Genomic DNA, 16,860 nt, shown 5'->3' on the forward strand with positions numbered 1-16,860 from the left:
TTTCCTTGTCAGCCTAATGCACCTTACTGGTGCGCTAATACAGGCCTAATATCCCGAGGCTTCAACCTGAGTTAATTGCTCATTGTTTGATAATAAGCTCACAGCATTGATGCGCACGCTTTGGCGGGGCGCTAAATACTGGCGCTCAACTAAGGTCTTAATGTCATCCCAAGTCCAGCGGTAACTTTGCTTGCCAGCCTTAGCGCCAAAGGTCATTGCCGACAAGGTCAATACGCCCGCGCCTGTATTAGTAACCAACCATTCATTAGGGTTAGCAGTTAATTCTGTGGTTAATTGTTGCGGCAATTTATCCGACGTCACAAACAGCAAGGCGCCAATTTGAAACAGCATTTTAATGCTACTTTCACTGGCATCATCAGCAATGGGCAGCTGACTAAATACCACGCGATATGACAACGACTCGGCCACAGGAGCGCCAATATATTTCACTTTAACGGTTTGAGTTTTACCTGGAGGAATAAGCACTTGCGGAGGGAACACCATAAAGTCATCAGTCGCTTGTAATTGCTCATTGGCTTCGCCAGTCACTAAGCGTTGTTGGATAAACACTTCAAGAGGCAAGGGTTTGTCAGTGGTATTGTTGACTTTAAAAAAACGCTCGCTTTGTTGGCCTTGATCGCTAATAAAATCGACCATGGGAAATAATTCAAAGCTATGAGCCAAAGGAGAGAACAACAATACAGCATTGAGTAAAAGAGTTGTTAAGCGCATATCAACCTCAAAAGGGGCCTAGCGGCCCCTAATTTACAACTTTACATTGTTATTGTGGGTACAGAGATACATACATATTGGTTTTATAGGTACCCGCTTTTTCCCAACCATTAACAACAGGTTTGATTTTCAGTACGTTCATGTCACCCATATCGAGTGCTGTGGCATTGCTCACCGCAAAGTTAGCATCGATGGCATGGTAATTTGTTGCTGAAGATGAGTGACTGTTTGCATCAATTAGACCTTTAGCATCCTCAAATTCAACCGCTAAAGGGATGATATCCTTTTGGTTATTGTTAATGAATGGAGAAGCTCCAACCACTAATTTACCTTGGCGGCTATCAACATTACACCAAGCTTTGAATTCAAATTGGCTTGCTTTACCCTCTTTTAAATCCATATCTATGGTAAGTTTTTGTTGAGTGATCATACGACAACGCTGCGGTACGTCACCTTGCAGGTTGACGTAAAACTGTGTTTGGCCGTCGTTGTCACGAGCTTCACTCGACCAATTTGCAGCACCAGCACTTGCTGACAACATAGCAGTTAAGATCACACTCACAGTTAAAGCTTTCATTTTAAGGACTCCATTCCAAGTAATGTATGGTTTTGATTTTCATACAATATACTTACAAGGCATCCATTTTAGTATCGGTCACATGGCCAATCAAACACCGCCCTTAGGCCGAATAAATAACTAAAGCAAGTCAAGCGTGATCTAGATCACACACTCAAGCGAGCCCTCTAACAATAAGGCGCTGATTTGACTGCGTCCTTGCTTGCCAGTTTTCTGCAAAATGCTCGCCACATGGCACTTAATGGTGCTTGGACTCAAGTTCATGGCAAGCGCTATGTCTTTATTGGCTTGCCCTTGCACCAAACATAAAAACACTTGTTGCTCGCGCACCGACAAGTTGTACTTAGCACTAAGCACATGAATAGCATTGGTAGGTTGCGGCGATAAATTAAAGTTTTGCTTGAGAGATAATGACATGGCATGGCGACTAAACCACAACTCATTAGCCGTTAAGGTACGAATGGCGCGCGGCATCCGCTCTAAGGTTTGATTTTTAACAATTAACCCTGAGAAACCTAAAGAAATGAGCCCAGGCACGCTCTCTTCATCAAGGCTGTCAGCATTAACTATTAACCACTTACCACCACGCTCGCGTGGATTGATTAATAATGCCGTGGGATTACCTAGGCTAGCTTTATCATAAATAACCAACGCCGAGGACGGCAGGTGCCATAACCCTTGAACATCATTCACAGTAGTAAATTGAATTTCTTCAAAAATACTTGCCATGCCCACGGCCACCATATTCAGCCATCCCGCATCAGCAGAGGCGATATAAATGACTCGGTTTTCCATAACCTTCATCCTGTTCAACTTTCAATACATGCATAAATATTGACCGCACAATACCCCATCAACCTGATGGCAACAAGGAATTAACGGCTAAGGTACTAACAATTATACATTTTGATACAAACTGCGCGGCAGAAGCGGCAATGGAGCCGTTAGCATTCATTAATGCTATCGGCCGAACGATAGGCTGCTTGGTGGCTGGATACTGACAAATACTTACTCTTCGGTTTGCTCTTGGGTATATACCCTATCGCCAAGCCATACGAACACTAAGGTTAATAGCCAAGCTAAGAGTATGGGCGCCGGAATCTTGCCAGCCACAGTAGCGGTTAAGCCAACAAAGGCCATGATGGGCATAGCTTGGGTGATTGCAGGTAAATAGTCAGGAACTGTCAGCATTTTAAGCCGCTGCAAACAATAGATCAGCGCCATCAGCTTAAGCGTTAACAGCAATGGCTGAAATTGACCTAAGCCGAGCAACACTATTAAGGGCAGCAATAACCAAGGATTGGCAATTTCGGTGGGTTGCCAATAACGCCCGCTTAAACACAAGAGTGTTATGGCGAACAATTGCCATAACGTCACCGTCGCATCGCCGGCTAATCGCCCTTCGGCTTGCAACACTGTTAAGCCTAAAAATAATGAACAGGCCATAGTGAGCAACAAGGCGCGAAATTGCCAGACACGCTGATGATCTAAGGCTTGCATGATGACAGGCGCCATCACCCACACACTCAAGCTCATCTCTAACGACTGTTGATCTAAGGTGCTGATATAGACCCACATCCCCAGCAGCAAAGCGCCACAAGCCATTCCAGCCCTTGGCATAAACAAGAGTGCAACCAATACCGCGACCCATTGCGGCATCGCCAAGGGATCTATCCCCAAATCTAAGGCCAACATAGCACTCAAACTGCATGCTGCGAGCCAAAATCCTATGGCATAAGTCATTGCGCCTCCGCTGCCTTAATGGGTTACACAAATTAAGCTAAGGTATTAATTATTGTCTCTATTTGAACATAGCTAGTCTAAGGCGTGCGGTAAATAGCTCGGCTAAAATTTCTCCATTCACACCTGCCATTTTCACTATTGATTGCTTTAGGAGTCAAAACTCGCCACAGTTTGCCAAATTGATTTTGGTATAAGACTTTCCGTGCCCGTCACCCCTATTTTTAGTAGCCACATAGGCCGAATTTGCGGAGCCCCAAGCGCGGCGTTAAGCATCAGTCAGGCCGGTATTAGGTTTCAATCTCAAGGCCAAATGATGGACCTTAGTTGGCGCAGCCTCATAGCCCCGCCGCAGTGGCATTTAAGTTTATTTGGTTGGATTATTCAGCTGCCATGCGCCGATAAAACCTGGCAAATTGCCATGGTCAGTTATGGCGCCGAGCAAACCTATCTGCAGCCAATGCTAACTTTTTGGTTGCAAGCCCAGCGCCAACCCTTACTTAAATTTGTTGAACACCTACGCCCAAGTTTATCGCAGCAATACCCCAGAAATAGTCATTTGCAGCGTCTTCATGAATATGCGCGCCAAGAGCAAAATAAATGGCAGCTGGCTGATATCGCCATTAAAAATAGCCGCTTAGTGATAGACGAGCCACTAGCCCTAGCCATTCAAGAGCTACTGACTATTGCCGCTTGGACAAGGGCTGATAGGCAAGCCGAGCAAGAACGCTTTGTGGCGAGTCAACTCAGTCAATTTCAATCACTGTTTGATAGCATAGAAAGTCGGCCACTGACCTTAAGTCAGCGCCGCGCCTGCATTATTGATGAGCACAATAACTTATTATTAGCAGGCGCTGGCAGCGGCAAAACTAGCGTTATGGTGGGCCGTAGCGCTTATTTGCTGGCAAGTGGTCAAGCGCAAGCAGAGGATTTACTGTTATTGGCCTTTGGCCGAGATGCTGCCAATGAATTATCCATTCGCATTCAAGATAAGCTTAAAGGCGCGGCCGTGCTTGCCACTACCTTTCATAGTTTAGGGCTTAGCATCATTCAGCAAGTAGAAGGGCAAGCCCCAAGTTTGAGCCCGTGGCAGCAAGATAGCCAAGGATTGCATGATTGGGTTAAGGCAGAATTAGCCAACTTGATGCAAGACTCAGCCTATAGCTTTCAAGTGCAAGAGTATTTTGAGCGCTGGCATTTGCTTGAAAAACACCCCCATGATTTTGCATCCAGTAGCGATCATCAAAACTACTTAAACGAGCAGCAAATCGTGAGCCTTAAGGGGGACAAGGTCGCGAACTTTAGCGAGCGCGTGCTCGCTAATTGGCTATTTAGCCGCCAAATCGATTATCACTATCAAGCCGCCCATAAAAATGAACTCAGTCGCTTTCATTTACCTCAGCTTGGGTTGTATTTGCATTTCTTTAGCTTAGATAAAACCAAGCGCAGCCCAGAGTATGTGGATAATGCCCACTATCAGGGGCAAATTGCGGCAACCATTAATGGCTATAAAGAGCAGCAAACACCCCATATCGATTTATATTATTACCAAGCGCAGCAAAGGCAATTACTGCCTGCACTCATCAAGGCATTAGCCCGCTTAGGCATAGAGCCTAGCGCCATCCCCGCCAATCACTGGCTAAGGGATAGCCAATTAGCCCAGCCGTTAATGGCGCAACTAGCAAGGCAATTGGCAGGGCAAATTGGGCTGTTTAAATTGCATCGGCTCGATGATAGTAAGGCAAAAGCTCGCTGGCTCAAGCGCTTAGGGCAAGGCACCAATAAAGCGCCGCTATTGGCTGAGCTTGAACTACTACGCCCCTTAGTGAGCCGCTATCAAGCGCACCTTAAGCAAGCCAATCAAATTGATTTTGACGACATGATTATCCGCGCCTGTCAGTATGTCACTAGTGGCCAATTTGTTAGCCCATGGCGCTTTATCATGGTGGATGAATTTCAGGATATTTCAGCGCCGAGGGCGCAATTAATCTTAGCGCTTCGTAACAGCGTTAAGCCGTCTTCACTCTTTTGTGTGGGCGATGATTGGCAGGCTATTTATCGCTTTGCGGGTTCGGATGTAAATTACACCCGCCACTTTAGCGCTCAATTTGGCGATAGCAGCATCAATCATCTAGATACTAGCTTTCGCTTTAATGAGCGTATTGCCGCGGTGGCCAGCAACTTTGTGCAAACTAATCCGCAGCAAATTGCTAAATCAATTCAGTGCTTAAGCAAAGGCAAAGCCAGTGCAGTGAGCTTAATTAGCGCGCCGCATATTCAGCAGCAAAGCCTTGAAATCATCACTAAGTTATTGGCGCAGCACGCAAGTACCGTGAAGGATGGTGGACATAGCACTATTGGCAAAACAGCGCCGCGCAGCGTGTTAATCCTCAGCCGCTTTCGCTTTCATTTACCAAACGCGGCGCAGCTTAAAAAGTGGCAACGAGAGTGGCCAAATTTAACGATTAGCGCCATGACGATTCACACCAGTAAAGGGATGGAAGCCGATATTGTGATTATCTCGCCGCTCATTAGCGGTCAGTTTGGCTTGCCAGCCCGCCAAGTGACACCGCTATTACTGGATGCCTTATTGCCGCCAAAAGAAGCTTACCCTTTTGCCGAAGAGCGCCGCTTACTGTATGTCGCCCTAACCCGCGCTAAGGAGCAAGTGTATTTGCTCAGTGACAGTGAGCAACCGAGCGAATTTATTGCAGAACTTGCGCTCAAAAAAATGCCGCTTTAATCGCGGCATTAATCATAGCGATGCGCATTAAGCCTTAACTTAATAACTGCCGCAATTGATCGTGATGGCTGATTTCCATGCTAGGTAAAACCTCGGGAACCCTTGGCTTTCCACTAGGGTTGTACCAGCACGTGGCCAAGCCGCTGCGATTGCCGCCTAAGATGTCGGCATGCAAATTATCACCCACCATCAATACCTTGTGAGGCGCAACTTGAGCGCCGCTCACATCACTCATTAGCATTAAGCTATGAGTAAAAATAGCGGGATCTGGCTTGGCCACGCCAACTTGTTCAGAAATAACCACCAGCGAGAAATAATCACTAAGCCCAGTTTTTTGCAAACGCACTTGCTGTAACTGCGTAAAGCCATTGGTAATTATGCCTAAGCGATAGCGCGGGCTAATGCTTGCCAGTAATTCCCTCACCCCAGGTAACGGCTCACAAATATCGGCCATGGCCATTAAAAAACCGTGATTAAGCGCGCTGGCGCTGCAACCGAGTTTAGTGGCCCAAGCGTTAAATCTGGTGGTTTGAAGGTGCTCGGCATCAATAGTGCCGCGCTGGTATTCAAGCCATAATGGCTGATTAATTAATTGATATTCTTCGAAGTCCTGTTCACTAAAGGCCACTCCATGGCGACTGAACAATAGTTTTAAACCGGCAAACGCATCAAAATGGAACAAGGTTTCGTCGGCATCAAACAGAATCCAGTCAAACTGGTAAGCATCTAGATTCATGACTACATCCTCAACGGCGGGAAACGAAAGTATGACGACAAAGTCAGCGTTTGTCTTTACTCAGTGCGCTTTCAGTTAACATTTTATGCCATATTTCCTGCTATTTTGAGCACATAGCTAGACACTCTGGCTAAAAAAATCCGCATGACTAGCGCGCTGTGCTGATGCGCCGCCACCAACAAACGCTGAATAAAACAGCAAGCAAGAGTAATTGCGGCGATAAATAAAGAAAAAATTGGCTCATATTCAATGAGATAATATTAAATTGATGAAAATTTAATTAAAATAGCTTCATTGACTCAAATCTCATTATCACGGTTTTTGCACCAGTGTCTCCCCCAGAGCAGCAACCGCCTTTTAGTGATTAATAACCCAAAAGTTAGCCAAGCGCATTTGCCCGCGCTAACGACTCATTTTGTTTTTTGTTAGGACACACATGAATAAACATCTTATTTGTTGGGCTTTTATCGCCACTCTTGGCGGCTGCGGTGGCAGCAGTAGCTCAAATAACGAAACCCCTCAGCCACCAGAACCAGAAATTCCAGTGCCACCAGAGACGACTCTGTTACACGCCAGCTTTTCTCTCGATGGTAAGAGCACCTTTGATCAAATGGTGATCTGTAATGACGAAGCTGCCGCAGACTTCAAGATTAATGTCGGTGATAGTGTAAATTGTCATTATCAAGACCATGGTCAAGACGTGCTACTGGCAAGCTTTAGCAATGTGCAGGCCGATAAGGCGCGCGCAGGCCAAAGCACTGAGCGCAAGCAACTGCTGCTGGCCGAGAGTGATAATTTTATTGATAACGCAAATGCTAGCAGTAACGCGCAAACCTTAATCGCCACTATGGGGACTGTCCGTGGTGAGTTTATCGATTTACGCTTGAGCAGCCTGCAAGCGCTGCAATTTAGTAATTATTATCAGCATGATCTCAATATGGAGGTTGATGCTTTTGCTGATCTGATTAAGCAAAAAGAAGCCAATGATAACCAAGTAGGTAAATTGCCATCGACCCATGTGCCAGATAGCAAGCCTGCAGTAACCCCTGGGGCATCGAGTGATTTAAATGCGGGTTTTGTGGCGGCCAATGCTGAGGCGAGTTATCACTATCAGCCGAAAGACACCATTTTAAGCCGTGCTATCTTAACTGACTCCGACGGCACGCCAGTAGCTGGGGTTGAATACTTTAGCCGTGGCAGCCGTGGTGTTACCGATGCTAAAGGTAAATTCGAGTTTGTATGGGGCGACACCATAGAATTTGGTATTGATACCTTTACCTTAGGCAGCGTTCGCGGTAATCAGCAGCAAGTTAGCTTGCAACAATTAGGCGAAGGTGATTTAGGCCTCAATGCTCAAACCTTAGTTAAGCGTTATAGCGAAGATAAGGGCGATCATTGGCAAGTCCCAGAGCAAGTTAGCCAAACCTTTGCTCAATACCCTAACGTCATTAACGAAATTATTGCCTTGGGACTGAGCGCCCACGATCAATCATTAGAGCTTGGCAATGGTCAAACCCAAGTAATCGCGGGTGAGTTTTTAGCGCAGTTTAACCAAGGCCAAGCGCAGACAATCGATAAGGCTTTATGCAAGAATAACTGCCAAAGCATTGATGCTTCTATGGTTATGAGCGCAGGTGCCAACGCTAAAGATGAAGCTGGGCAGATTTTAGCTGATGTGCAAAAGCTTTGGGGTAGCACCAGCGCCGTGCAGCAGCAAGGCTGGCAAGCAGTTAACAATTTCCACGTGTTCCATGACAGCACTAACTTCTACGGCAGCACAGGTAATGCCCGCGGCCAAAGTACAGTTAATATCGCCAATACCGCCTTCCCTATCTTGATGGCGCGTAACGATAATAACTACTGGCTGCCATTTGGTAGCAAGAAAGCTTGGGATCCCCAGTCGCTTGCGTATATTACCGAAGTCCCCTCTAAGGTAATAGTTGATAAAGTTGGCGCAGAAACCGCCACCTTTAATCTACCTTTCATTAGCTTAGGTGAAATTGGCCAAGGTAAAATCATGGTCATGGGCAATGCCCGTTATAACTCAGTGTTAGTCTGCCCCAATGGCTACAGTTGGGATGGTGGTGTCACTAACGGTCAATGCATTAAGTCTAACGACAGCAATGATATGAAAGGCTTTTTTCAAAACGTCTTCAAATATCTGACCGCTAATCAAGCAGGCGCCACTTTTAATAACCCGATGACGGTTGGCACTAATATCGCTAAGGCTTATTTTAAGCGTGGTGGACAAGTGCCGGGTAATAACGCCGACTTCGTTATCCACCCTGATTTTGGCGTAACCACTAAGCAGCTAATCAGCTTTGATGGGCTCGATCCTGCCAGCATGCCACTACTGATCCTTAATGGTTTTGAATATGCGCTTGCAACCAATGGTAACAATTACCACTTAGTGATGAGCGCCGATGTTAGCAAACCTAAAATCAGCCAAGATGATGCTACCGCTCTGATTGATTATGTCAGTCGCGGCGGCAGTATCTTAATCATGGAAACCTTGATTTCTAACGACAAGGACACAGCTTATGCCCGCTTGCTCGACAGCGCTGGCATAGCCTTCGGTCAAGGCAACTCTGTGGTGAGTAATGGTAATGGCCCTAGTGGTGGTTATCCAGACCGTCCACGCAACCAGCGTGAACAAGGCATTTGGGTCATCGAGCGCTATAGCGCGGTTAAAAACGCTCAAGATCAAACAGTGGCGCCTTACACCATCGATAGCGACGGCAATGTGACTTGGCTTTATCAAGAAAATAACAAGCCCGACGATAAGCCCAAGCTTGAAGTGGCTAAATGGAGTGAAACTAACGACAAAGGCGAAATCGTTCAATTTACTGCCTTTATTGATGAAACTAGCTCTAAAGATATTATCGCCGATAAAGAGCGTATTCTAAAAGCCTTTACCGATGATAAAGGCAACCGTCTTTACCAAGAGTGCACTGATTCAAGTTATCATTATGAGATCAATTGCTTAGAGTATCGCCCGGGCAACAATATTCCACTTACCGGTGGTATGTATGTGCCGCGCTACACTGAGCTGCGCTTAGGGGATAACGAAGCTAAAGCTATGATCAAGGCCGCCAATTTAGGCAGCAATATCGAGCGCTTATATCAACACGAATTATATTTCCGCACCAAAGGTAAACAAGGTGAGCGCTTAAGCAGCGTTGATCTTAATCGCCTATACCAGAACATGACGGTATGGCTGTGGAATGACTTAGATTATCGCTATGAAGCGGATGCAACTGATGAACTCGGCTTTAAGCGTTTTACTGAGTATCTAAACTGCTATAGCGACAACCGCGCTGGCGGCGGCACCACTTGCCCGGCTGATTTACATAAGCAAATGCGCGACACAGGCATGATGCTAGATGTTACCCAAGGCAGCTATGCGGGTTACATGAACCCAAGCTATCCACTTAATTACATGGAAAAACCAGTCACGCGCTTAATGTTAGGTCGCTCGTTCTGGGACTTAGATATTAAGGTGGATATTCGCCAATACCCAGGTGAAGCGGATGGCGCTAGCAGCCAAGGTCGCAGCCAAGTCGTGCTAGGTGGCAACACAGCCGCCTGGTTTGCTGGCAATCGTCAAGCAACCGGCCAGTGGGCAGTCGCGCAGCAAGCCTTTAGTGTCAGCGTTGATAGCGATAAGCCAATCACAATTACCGTGGCACTCAATGATGATTTAACTGGCCGTGAAAAGCACGAGCTTGGCTTAATGCGCCCACCGCGTATCAGCCAAAGCTTTACTTTGAATAGTGGCAATATTGGTAATAACCATGAGCTTACCGTGCCTTATGGCGGCTTAATCTATGCCCAAGGTCGCAGCGCTGAAACCGTCACCCTGAGCTTTAGTGATACTGTCGATGCGCCCTTGTATCAAGATGATGGCACTACTAGTCGCTGGATAAACCCGCAATCATCACCCGCCCCTATTGGTGATGTCGTGAGCCAAAGCTTTATCTTTACTGCCGCCAAAGCCAACCTCAAGGCCGAAAATTATGACGGTAAGCTGGCAACCTTTGCCGGTGAGCTTGATAAATTTAGCGATGACTTAAATCGTTTTTATGGCCGCGATGAAGGCCTTGCTGGCACAGTCAATCGAAAAGCCACAGATAAGAGCATCAGCAATCATAGACATCACTTTGTTAACGATGTCGCTATCAGCATAGGCGCCGCGCACTCAGGTTATCCTGTGATGAATAGCAGCTTTAACGCTAATAGTAACAATCTAAATATCACGCCACTTAACAATTGGTTGCTGTGGCACGAAGTGGGTCATAACGCCGCCGAAGCGCCATTTACCGTGGAAGGCGCAACTGAAGTGGCCAACAACTTGCTTGGTTTGTACATGCAAGATAAGCACCTTGGCACTATGACCCGTGTGGCCCAAGATATTCGTATCGCCCCTGATTATATTGCAGCGGCTAAAGGCCAAGCGTGGGCTGATGGCGGCGCTGGTGAGCGCTTAGTGATGTTTGCCCAGTTAAAAGAGTGGGCCGAAACTGAGTTTACCATTCAGGATTGGTATCAAAGACAAGTGCCTGATTACTACAGTGTTAGCCAAGGTATGCAAGGCTGGAATCTGTTTACCTTAATGCATCGCTTAACTCGTAATCTCAATGATGGCGAGGTTAACTTACCTGGTGAGAACCTGTGCTATAAGCCAGATAACGGCTTAACTAAGGGGGATCGCTTAATGCTGTGCGCCTCTTACGCCAGTCAAACTGACTTAAGTGAATTTTTCAAGGCATGGAATCCAGGCGCTACCGCCTATATGACGCCAGCAAGCACTACCCCTAATTATGAGGGCGGTATTAGCGATAATGGCATGAACAAGGTCAACGCCCTTAACTTGCGCAAACCAAGTAAAGATCCGCTCAAGATTGATAGCGTCAGTGTTTTTAACAACTAAACACTGATAACTAATTTCTAGTCATCAGTCATTACCCATAAGCCAGTGGCAACCTTGCCGCTGGCTTATGGCATCAGCACCACAATTCCCCGCTTAATCACTCTCTGCCATTAACTTTTATCATGAAACTCTTATGTTCAAACTCTTGTCATGAAACTCACGGCTAACTCAGGCACTAAGCTCTGTTACTCAATGCTGTCACTACACAGCGCCGTTACCTTAAGTGTTAAGTTTCTCGACCACTTAGCACTTAGCTTGAGTCACAAGACTTTAGTTGTTGTTTTAGCAGCAATATGTTCTAGTGAACGGGTAAAATTGCCGTTTAACGACTAGGCTTAGCCAAGACGTTAACATCATTAGGGGTAGTACATGATTGACGCATCACTAACTATCATTGGTTGGCGCGAATGGGTGGTGCTACCGCACATAGCCCCTCAGCCTATCAAGATGAAAGTTGATACTGGCGCCAAAACATCGTGTTTGCATGCGTTCAAAGTGAAGCCATTTAATAAAAATGGCCAAGCGTGGATCCGATTTTGGTTACACCCCAATCAAGACTCAATGGAAGAAACCGTATGTGAAAGCCCAGTGTTTGATAGACGGTATGTCACTGATTCTGGCGGACATAAGCAGCTGCGCTACGTGATTAAAACGCCACTGCAAATTGGCACCCAAGAATTTGACATTGAAATGACCATCACTAACCGTGACAACATGAAATTTAGAATGCTACTGGGGCGACGCGCCTTAGCTGGCCGTTTTATGGTTGATTCGCAAGCCTCGTTTTTAACCAGCGCCCCCACAAGCCGCTAGAATATTCGCCCTACGGCAGTCATTAATACTCAAATCACAGCTAACACGGCCGCCACCAGCGCGGCTTAAATGTGACTTATAGTCCGTGGTCAGTGCCGCGGTAATAACAGACAATATGACCACACAAACTACCGGTATTTCGCATGAACTTTCCAGTCGCAAATCCCAATGACATAAGCAATACCCCAACCTATGAAGAGCAATATCAGGCTATGATGTGGTGATTGAAGCTAACCCAGATAGTTATCGCGGCGAGTTTTCATGGGCGATAAGCCATAAAGACGCAGTCCTCGAATCTGGGTTAGCCTTCAGCCTTGCTGGTGCTATGGATGAAGCAAAAAGTATAAAAATCATGCCAATAGTAACTAAATAGTCCGAGGTAACTTGCAGAGGTCTAACGAGGTTATCCATGACATCGGCTTATCAACTTAAGTCAAAATCAGCATAGAGTTGATATTCATCTTTGACATCACCCCACTGACTAATCTTCGGCAAATATTCAGCTTTAGTGAGCTTGAATTCAAAATGTGCGGCATAGGGTTTTGCGATCGGTCCAGTCAACACTTCAGGCTCGCCGACAAAGTCAAACAGCCAATAATAGTGATTGTCATTGCTATCCTTACCTGTACATTGCCGCTCAATATCCCTTCTGCGCAGTAATTTAACATTCGCTACACGATATAGAAATTTACCTAGCTGATGTGGATCAGTCGGATTATAGCGAACAGTTAACAGTAAATAACGGATTTCTCGAACAATATTGCGATGTACATTTTGCCGATTAGTCGCCAATAACTGGGTATGATAGCCTGTTAGACTACCATTTTTCGCCCTATTCAGATAATCACTATCGCGACCAATTTCATTAATAGGGGCCATCATGGTCAAACCATTATGTCGAACCGAATTTCCCCCGTAAGGCGATATCCGCGCCGAATCCTCCACAAAATAATAATCATTTGATGGCGGCTTGAGATAACTGACTGTATTCGTGCCATAACCTAACTTGCTGGCCAAGTAACCCAGCAGCCAATGGTTATGAGTGTTTTCAGCGACCGATGGCAATAAAGCAAATGCACCAATGCCAATCTCGTTTATAGCCTCATCATAAGGATTAACTTGAGTTGTTTGGTCAAAAAATCCCGGATATAAAGCAAACGCACCCATGACTGGACGGCTCTTTAATGGCCTGTCATTGACGAGGGCTTGCTGATGAATGATGGCGTCACGATAGCGATGCATCTGATTAATCGCATCTTCGGGTACCGCATCACCACGCTTGAATGGTTTAGCATCAATACGATATTTAGCATCAAAGATAATCAAGAATGACTCAGCATTAGACAGCGTGACTCGCAGCACAATATCAGGACGCTGATTGGCTAACCAAGTGCGATTAACCTCACCTTTGGGAGTAAATGACGGCTCATGGGCTAATTCAATCGTCATGCCATCGCGTTGGCGAAAATAGACAAATGCAGCCGCCATTTCATCATCACGAAACTGTCGCTCACATTGAAGCCGTTTTAAACTACTGAGGTTACGCGTTTGCTCTGAAAAACCTAATGCTTCAATAATCGATTTAACTTCTAAAAAGCACCAGACCTCATAAATATCAGCTACAGATTTAATCGAGATCTGTGCATCGCCTTGGGTTTGGTTTAAATAATATTTTAGCTGCTGCCAAACTTTATACACCTTTGCATAACCTGCCCCTTGCTGCAGCACTTTCGACTCACGGCTTTGGCCGGTGAAGTCACCCACTTCTTGCCACAGCCGATGCATCGTATATTGAGTGACCTGATCGCGCCATAATCGTAAATTTTGGCAAAAAGATGCTGAGGCCTTGCCATCAGATGTTTCCATAGCATGGATCAGTGTCGATAAACTGGCTTTTGTGCGTTTCAACACCATTTTGATAAAACGATTTTCCGGCGTATCTACACTAAGGCGCTGATGGTTAACGCGCATACGCGCAGATAAGCGTTTAGATGCGACGATTTCTTTGGCATGTTCTTGCTGTTTGTAGCTTAGCTTTTTATTAATGCGATCTAACTTTTGCTGTAGCGTAAACGACTGCAAGCGATTATGCGGCGCCTGTAAAACACGATGAATGCCTAGATCAAATTCACTTTTCAAACGCTCAAATTGAGCAAGCCAAAATAATTCAAACTTTTCTGGCGACTGTAATGATCGTCCCTGTGACTGAGTTGTCTTACTGCTAATGGCATAACGCCATAAGGGATAAACAGTATCTATTTTTTGATTCATTAAGCCTAAATCTTGGCTTTGAACCATTTTTGTCGCTAATACCGTAAATTCCACGACAACGGACTTAGCAATTCCCTTAACTGTATAGTGAATTTGAAAAACACATCGCCCCACATCATTGCCAAAATTGATCATCGCATGCAGTGAATTTCGCCTCGGGTTTAACGCAAAGCTTTCTTCAATTAATCGATATTTATGGCTAACTTTTGCTGAATGAGATTCAACATGGGTTTTAAATTCGACTTCAAACCAGTATTGGCGATTCTCAAAAAAGAACGGCTGACTCAGTTGATTGCCGGTTTCTGTATCGTTATAAGTTACCGCTAAATGACCATCGACTATAACGGCGATATCAACAGCGTCAGGTGCTGCAAGCCCACGCTGTGTATAGGTTCTCGTTAGCTTATCTCTAAGTACAGATAATCCCTCGCTTGATACCAAAAACTCAAAATCAGCGTGTTGATAGTAAATTGTTTCGCGGTTATTTTTAGTCATTATTTATTACCACCACAATCAGCACGATTTAAGGCCAGAAAGAAGTAAAACCTCGACTTAACTGCTGATTCATTCGTGCTAATTTAGCCGATGAGCGGCAAGGTATTAAAATCGGCGCTTCTAGTGCGTTAACATTCTCCCGCAGCAAATCTGGGCGCTCTTGCTCCCAAATGGCAGACAACTGAGTGGCTAAGACTGCACTTAATAGCTCTAACAAATTCTCGCTGTTATTCCCCACTAGCTTATCGTCATCGCCTTCAATACGTGGCAGTACTTTGCACATTAAAAAGTCATCAAATACCGCGGCTAACTCACTCTCATTGGTCGGAGCAAAGCTAATGACCGCCAAGCACAACTCATTCAACGCTCGATACGCCAATTCAAACTGCGTATTTTTTAGCACGCTATTAATAGCATTAAAAAAGGCTTTAGTTTTCGCCGCATCATTGTCGGCAGCAACTTCGTTAAACAATTCAAGTGTGGCGTGACTGTATACTGGATAACTAAGAAGCTTAGGGGTCAGAGTTTCATTAAAAAATTCATTAATGTCATTAGGGAAAAACTCCCCAAAATCGAAGCTTAAGGCGCGATCTATGACTTTACGCGAAAAACCATGGGTGGTTTCATCCATATTGACTGTGCCAGCAACAATCAAATTAAAAGGAATGGCTATGCCATGATTTATAAAATATTGCCACAAATCACTTTGATAAGTTAAACCTAATTCTTGTTGTAACTTAGTTAGTGCAGGCTCTTTAAGTTGCTCAAATACATCTTTCTTCAACAATGGCTCACAACGATATTCACCGTCTTGCCATTGCCGAGTTTCAATAACCGATAAATAATCCGCAAAATATTGCTCCACCGGAGCAAGATTCATTTCATCAAGACACAACCAAAATGGGCTAATTTGATCTAAGGGTTTCGCCGTCCAGCCATGCTCATCAACAGATTCAATAATATCTAACCAAGCTTGAACCATAAACTTTAAAACATTCGTCACTACATATTCGGCGCCCGCACTACTTAAGCGAGAAACATACCCTAATAAATCACTCGGTTCATGCCAATCTGGTCGCACAGACACTAACTCAAAGTTGGATTTTCCTGCAGCGCTAGCCTCAGCCTGTTTGCGAACATATCGGCTTTTTCCCGTACCGGAAATACCTGCGAGGAGCAAGAATGGCTTGGATAAAGATTGCATTAGAGGCGGTTCTAACTTCGATAATGGCTCTTGAAATGAATTTACTCGCGAGTAAATATCTAAAAGTTCTATCAAGTCAGATAATAGAATATTGTCATCAGGAATATTCTCTAACGGATAATATTTTGCACCAGCCGAAGCCCACTCATAGGATTTCCCAAGGGCAGTTTCTGACCTTAAATCTATATTTTCATTCCAAGAATCCAATCTAGAATCACGTCCCCGGATACTATGACGCAACTCATCAGCTATTATTTTTGCACCAGGGCTTCCGTTTTTACGCGTTAAATCAGTTGTGCCAAAACCTAAAGATAAATAAACACCAGCGCCATCAGCTCTAAATAAATAAACTGGATAAATTCCCATTTGGGTTGATGTGGTAATTTTCTTATTTAAAATAGCAAGCCACGGAACACTTGCCCAATTACCGGAACCTGCGCTCGAACTGATCTTATAGTCAGCACTTTTAGGCAAAATACCACCAACAACTTGAACTAAATCGTTTCTAAGTAAATTAGCAATTGGATGAGCAGTAAATGCCTCGTTTTTAGCTTTTACCCAACCACTAGCTATTTCTGTTAATAATATTTTAAAACTCATCATTAGTCTCAAATTCAAA

Annotated in this window: 10 protein-coding genes; 3 read left to right on the top strand and 7 right to left on the bottom strand. The window is 45.0% G+C overall.

All coding sequences use genetic code 11. From position 1 onward, the window contains the following. Positions 1 to 45 precede the first annotated feature (45 nt). The 4 genes from AC1HDP_RS11995 to AC1HDP_RS12010 form a co-directional block, all read right to left on the bottom strand. Complete coding sequence (locus AC1HDP_RS11995; RefSeq protein ID WP_479638945.1) at positions 46 to 732, bottom strand: fimbrial biogenesis chaperone; 687 nt, start codon at positions 730 to 732, stop codon at positions 46 to 48. 49 nt (positions 733 to 781) lie between these two features. Beyond that, on the bottom strand, positions 782 to 1,309 hold the full coding sequence (locus AC1HDP_RS12000) for a hypothetical protein (protein WP_479638946.1): 528 nt from the start codon (positions 1,307 to 1,309) through the stop codon (positions 782 to 784). 141 nt (positions 1,310 to 1,450) lie between these two features. Further along, on the bottom strand, positions 1,451 to 2,104 hold the full coding sequence (locus AC1HDP_RS12005) for a helix-turn-helix transcriptional regulator (RefSeq protein ID WP_479638947.1): 654 nt from the start codon (positions 2,102 to 2,104) through the stop codon (positions 1,451 to 1,453). Between the two features lie 213 nt (positions 2,105 to 2,317). Further along, a complete protein-coding gene (locus AC1HDP_RS12010) occupies positions 2,318 to 3,052 on the bottom strand; it encodes a VP0952 family biofilm-associated protein (protein WP_479638948.1) in 735 nt (244 codons plus the stop codon). Between the two features lie 202 nt (positions 3,053 to 3,254). Between AC1HDP_RS12010 and AC1HDP_RS12015 the strand changes: the two genes are divergently transcribed. Further along, complete coding sequence (locus tag AC1HDP_RS12015; RefSeq protein WP_479638949.1) at positions 3,255 to 5,792, top strand: UvrD-helicase domain-containing protein; 2,538 nt, start codon at positions 3,255 to 3,257, stop codon at positions 5,790 to 5,792. A gap of 34 nt (positions 5,793 to 5,826) precedes the next feature. Here the strand turns inward: AC1HDP_RS12015 and yjjG are convergent, their stop codons facing one another. Further along, positions 5,827 to 6,528: a pyrimidine 5'-nucleotidase gene (gene yjjG / locus AC1HDP_RS12020; protein ID WP_479638950.1), complete on the bottom strand. Its 702-nt coding sequence runs from the start codon at positions 6,526 to 6,528 to the stop codon at positions 5,827 to 5,829. A gap of 436 nt (positions 6,529 to 6,964) precedes the next feature. Here yjjG and AC1HDP_RS12025 point away from each other — a divergent pair, with 436 nt between their 5' ends. Next, on the top strand, positions 6,965 to 11,458 hold the full coding sequence (locus AC1HDP_RS12025) for an SslE/AcfD family lipoprotein zinc metalloprotease (protein ID WP_479638951.1): 4,494 nt from the start codon (positions 6,965 to 6,967) through the stop codon (positions 11,456 to 11,458). A 369-nt stretch (positions 11,459 to 11,827) separates the two neighbouring features. After that, positions 11,828 to 12,271 carry an ATP-dependent zinc protease family protein gene (locus AC1HDP_RS12030; protein ID WP_479638952.1) on the top strand — a complete coding sequence of 148 codons (444 nt, stop codon included), beginning with the start codon at positions 11,828 to 11,830 and terminating at the stop codon, positions 12,269 to 12,271. A gap of 423 nt (positions 12,272 to 12,694) precedes the next feature. Here the strand turns inward: AC1HDP_RS12030 and AC1HDP_RS12035 are convergent, their stop codons facing one another. Together AC1HDP_RS12035 and AC1HDP_RS12040 are read right to left on the bottom strand one after the other, a co-directional pair. Further along, positions 12,695 to 15,037 (bottom strand): DUF2357 domain-containing protein, encoded by a 2,343-nt coding sequence (locus tag AC1HDP_RS12035; protein WP_479638953.1) that lies wholly within the window; start codon positions 15,035 to 15,037, stop codon positions 12,695 to 12,697. Between the two features lie 28 nt (positions 15,038 to 15,065). Next, a complete protein-coding gene (locus AC1HDP_RS12040) occupies positions 15,066 to 16,844 on the bottom strand; it encodes an MrcB family domain-containing protein (RefSeq protein WP_479638954.1) in 1,779 nt (592 codons plus the stop codon). Positions 16,845 to 16,860 lie beyond the last annotated feature (16 nt).

The sequence above is a fragment of the Shewanella sp. ISS20 genome, assembly GCF_056522965.1.

Excerpts from the sequence above, each read along its gene's own strand:
- AC1HDP_RS11995 (WP_479638945.1), bottom strand. The coding sequence starts at position 732 with ATGCGCTTAACAACTCTTTTACTCAATGCTGTATTGTTGTTCTCTCCT.
- AC1HDP_RS12000 (WP_479638946.1), bottom strand. The coding sequence starts at position 1,309 with ATGAAAGCTTTAACTGTGAGTGTGATCTTAACTGCTATGTTGTCAGCA.
- AC1HDP_RS12005 (WP_479638947.1), bottom strand. The coding sequence starts at position 2,104 with ATGGAAAACCGAGTCATTTATATCGCCTCTGCTGATGCGGGATGGCTG.
- AC1HDP_RS12010 (WP_479638948.1), bottom strand. The coding sequence starts at position 3,052 with ATGACTTATGCCATAGGATTTTGGCTCGCAGCATGCAGTTTGAGTGCT.
- yjjG (WP_479638950.1), bottom strand. The coding sequence starts at position 6,528 with ATGAATCTAGATGCTTACCAGTTTGACTGGATTCTGTTTGATGCCGAC.
- AC1HDP_RS12025 (WP_479638951.1), top strand. The coding sequence starts at position 6,965 with ATGAATAAACATCTTATTTGTTGGGCTTTTATCGCCACTCTTGGCGGC.
- AC1HDP_RS12030 (WP_479638952.1), top strand. The coding sequence starts at position 11,828 with ATGATTGACGCATCACTAACTATCATTGGTTGGCGCGAATGGGTGGTG.
- AC1HDP_RS12035 (WP_479638953.1), bottom strand. The coding sequence starts at position 15,037 with ATGACTAAAAATAACCGCGAAACAATTTACTATCAACACGCTGATTTT.
- AC1HDP_RS12040 (WP_479638954.1), bottom strand. The coding sequence starts at position 16,844 with ATGATGAGTTTTAAAATATTATTAACAGAAATAGCTAGTGGTTGGGTA.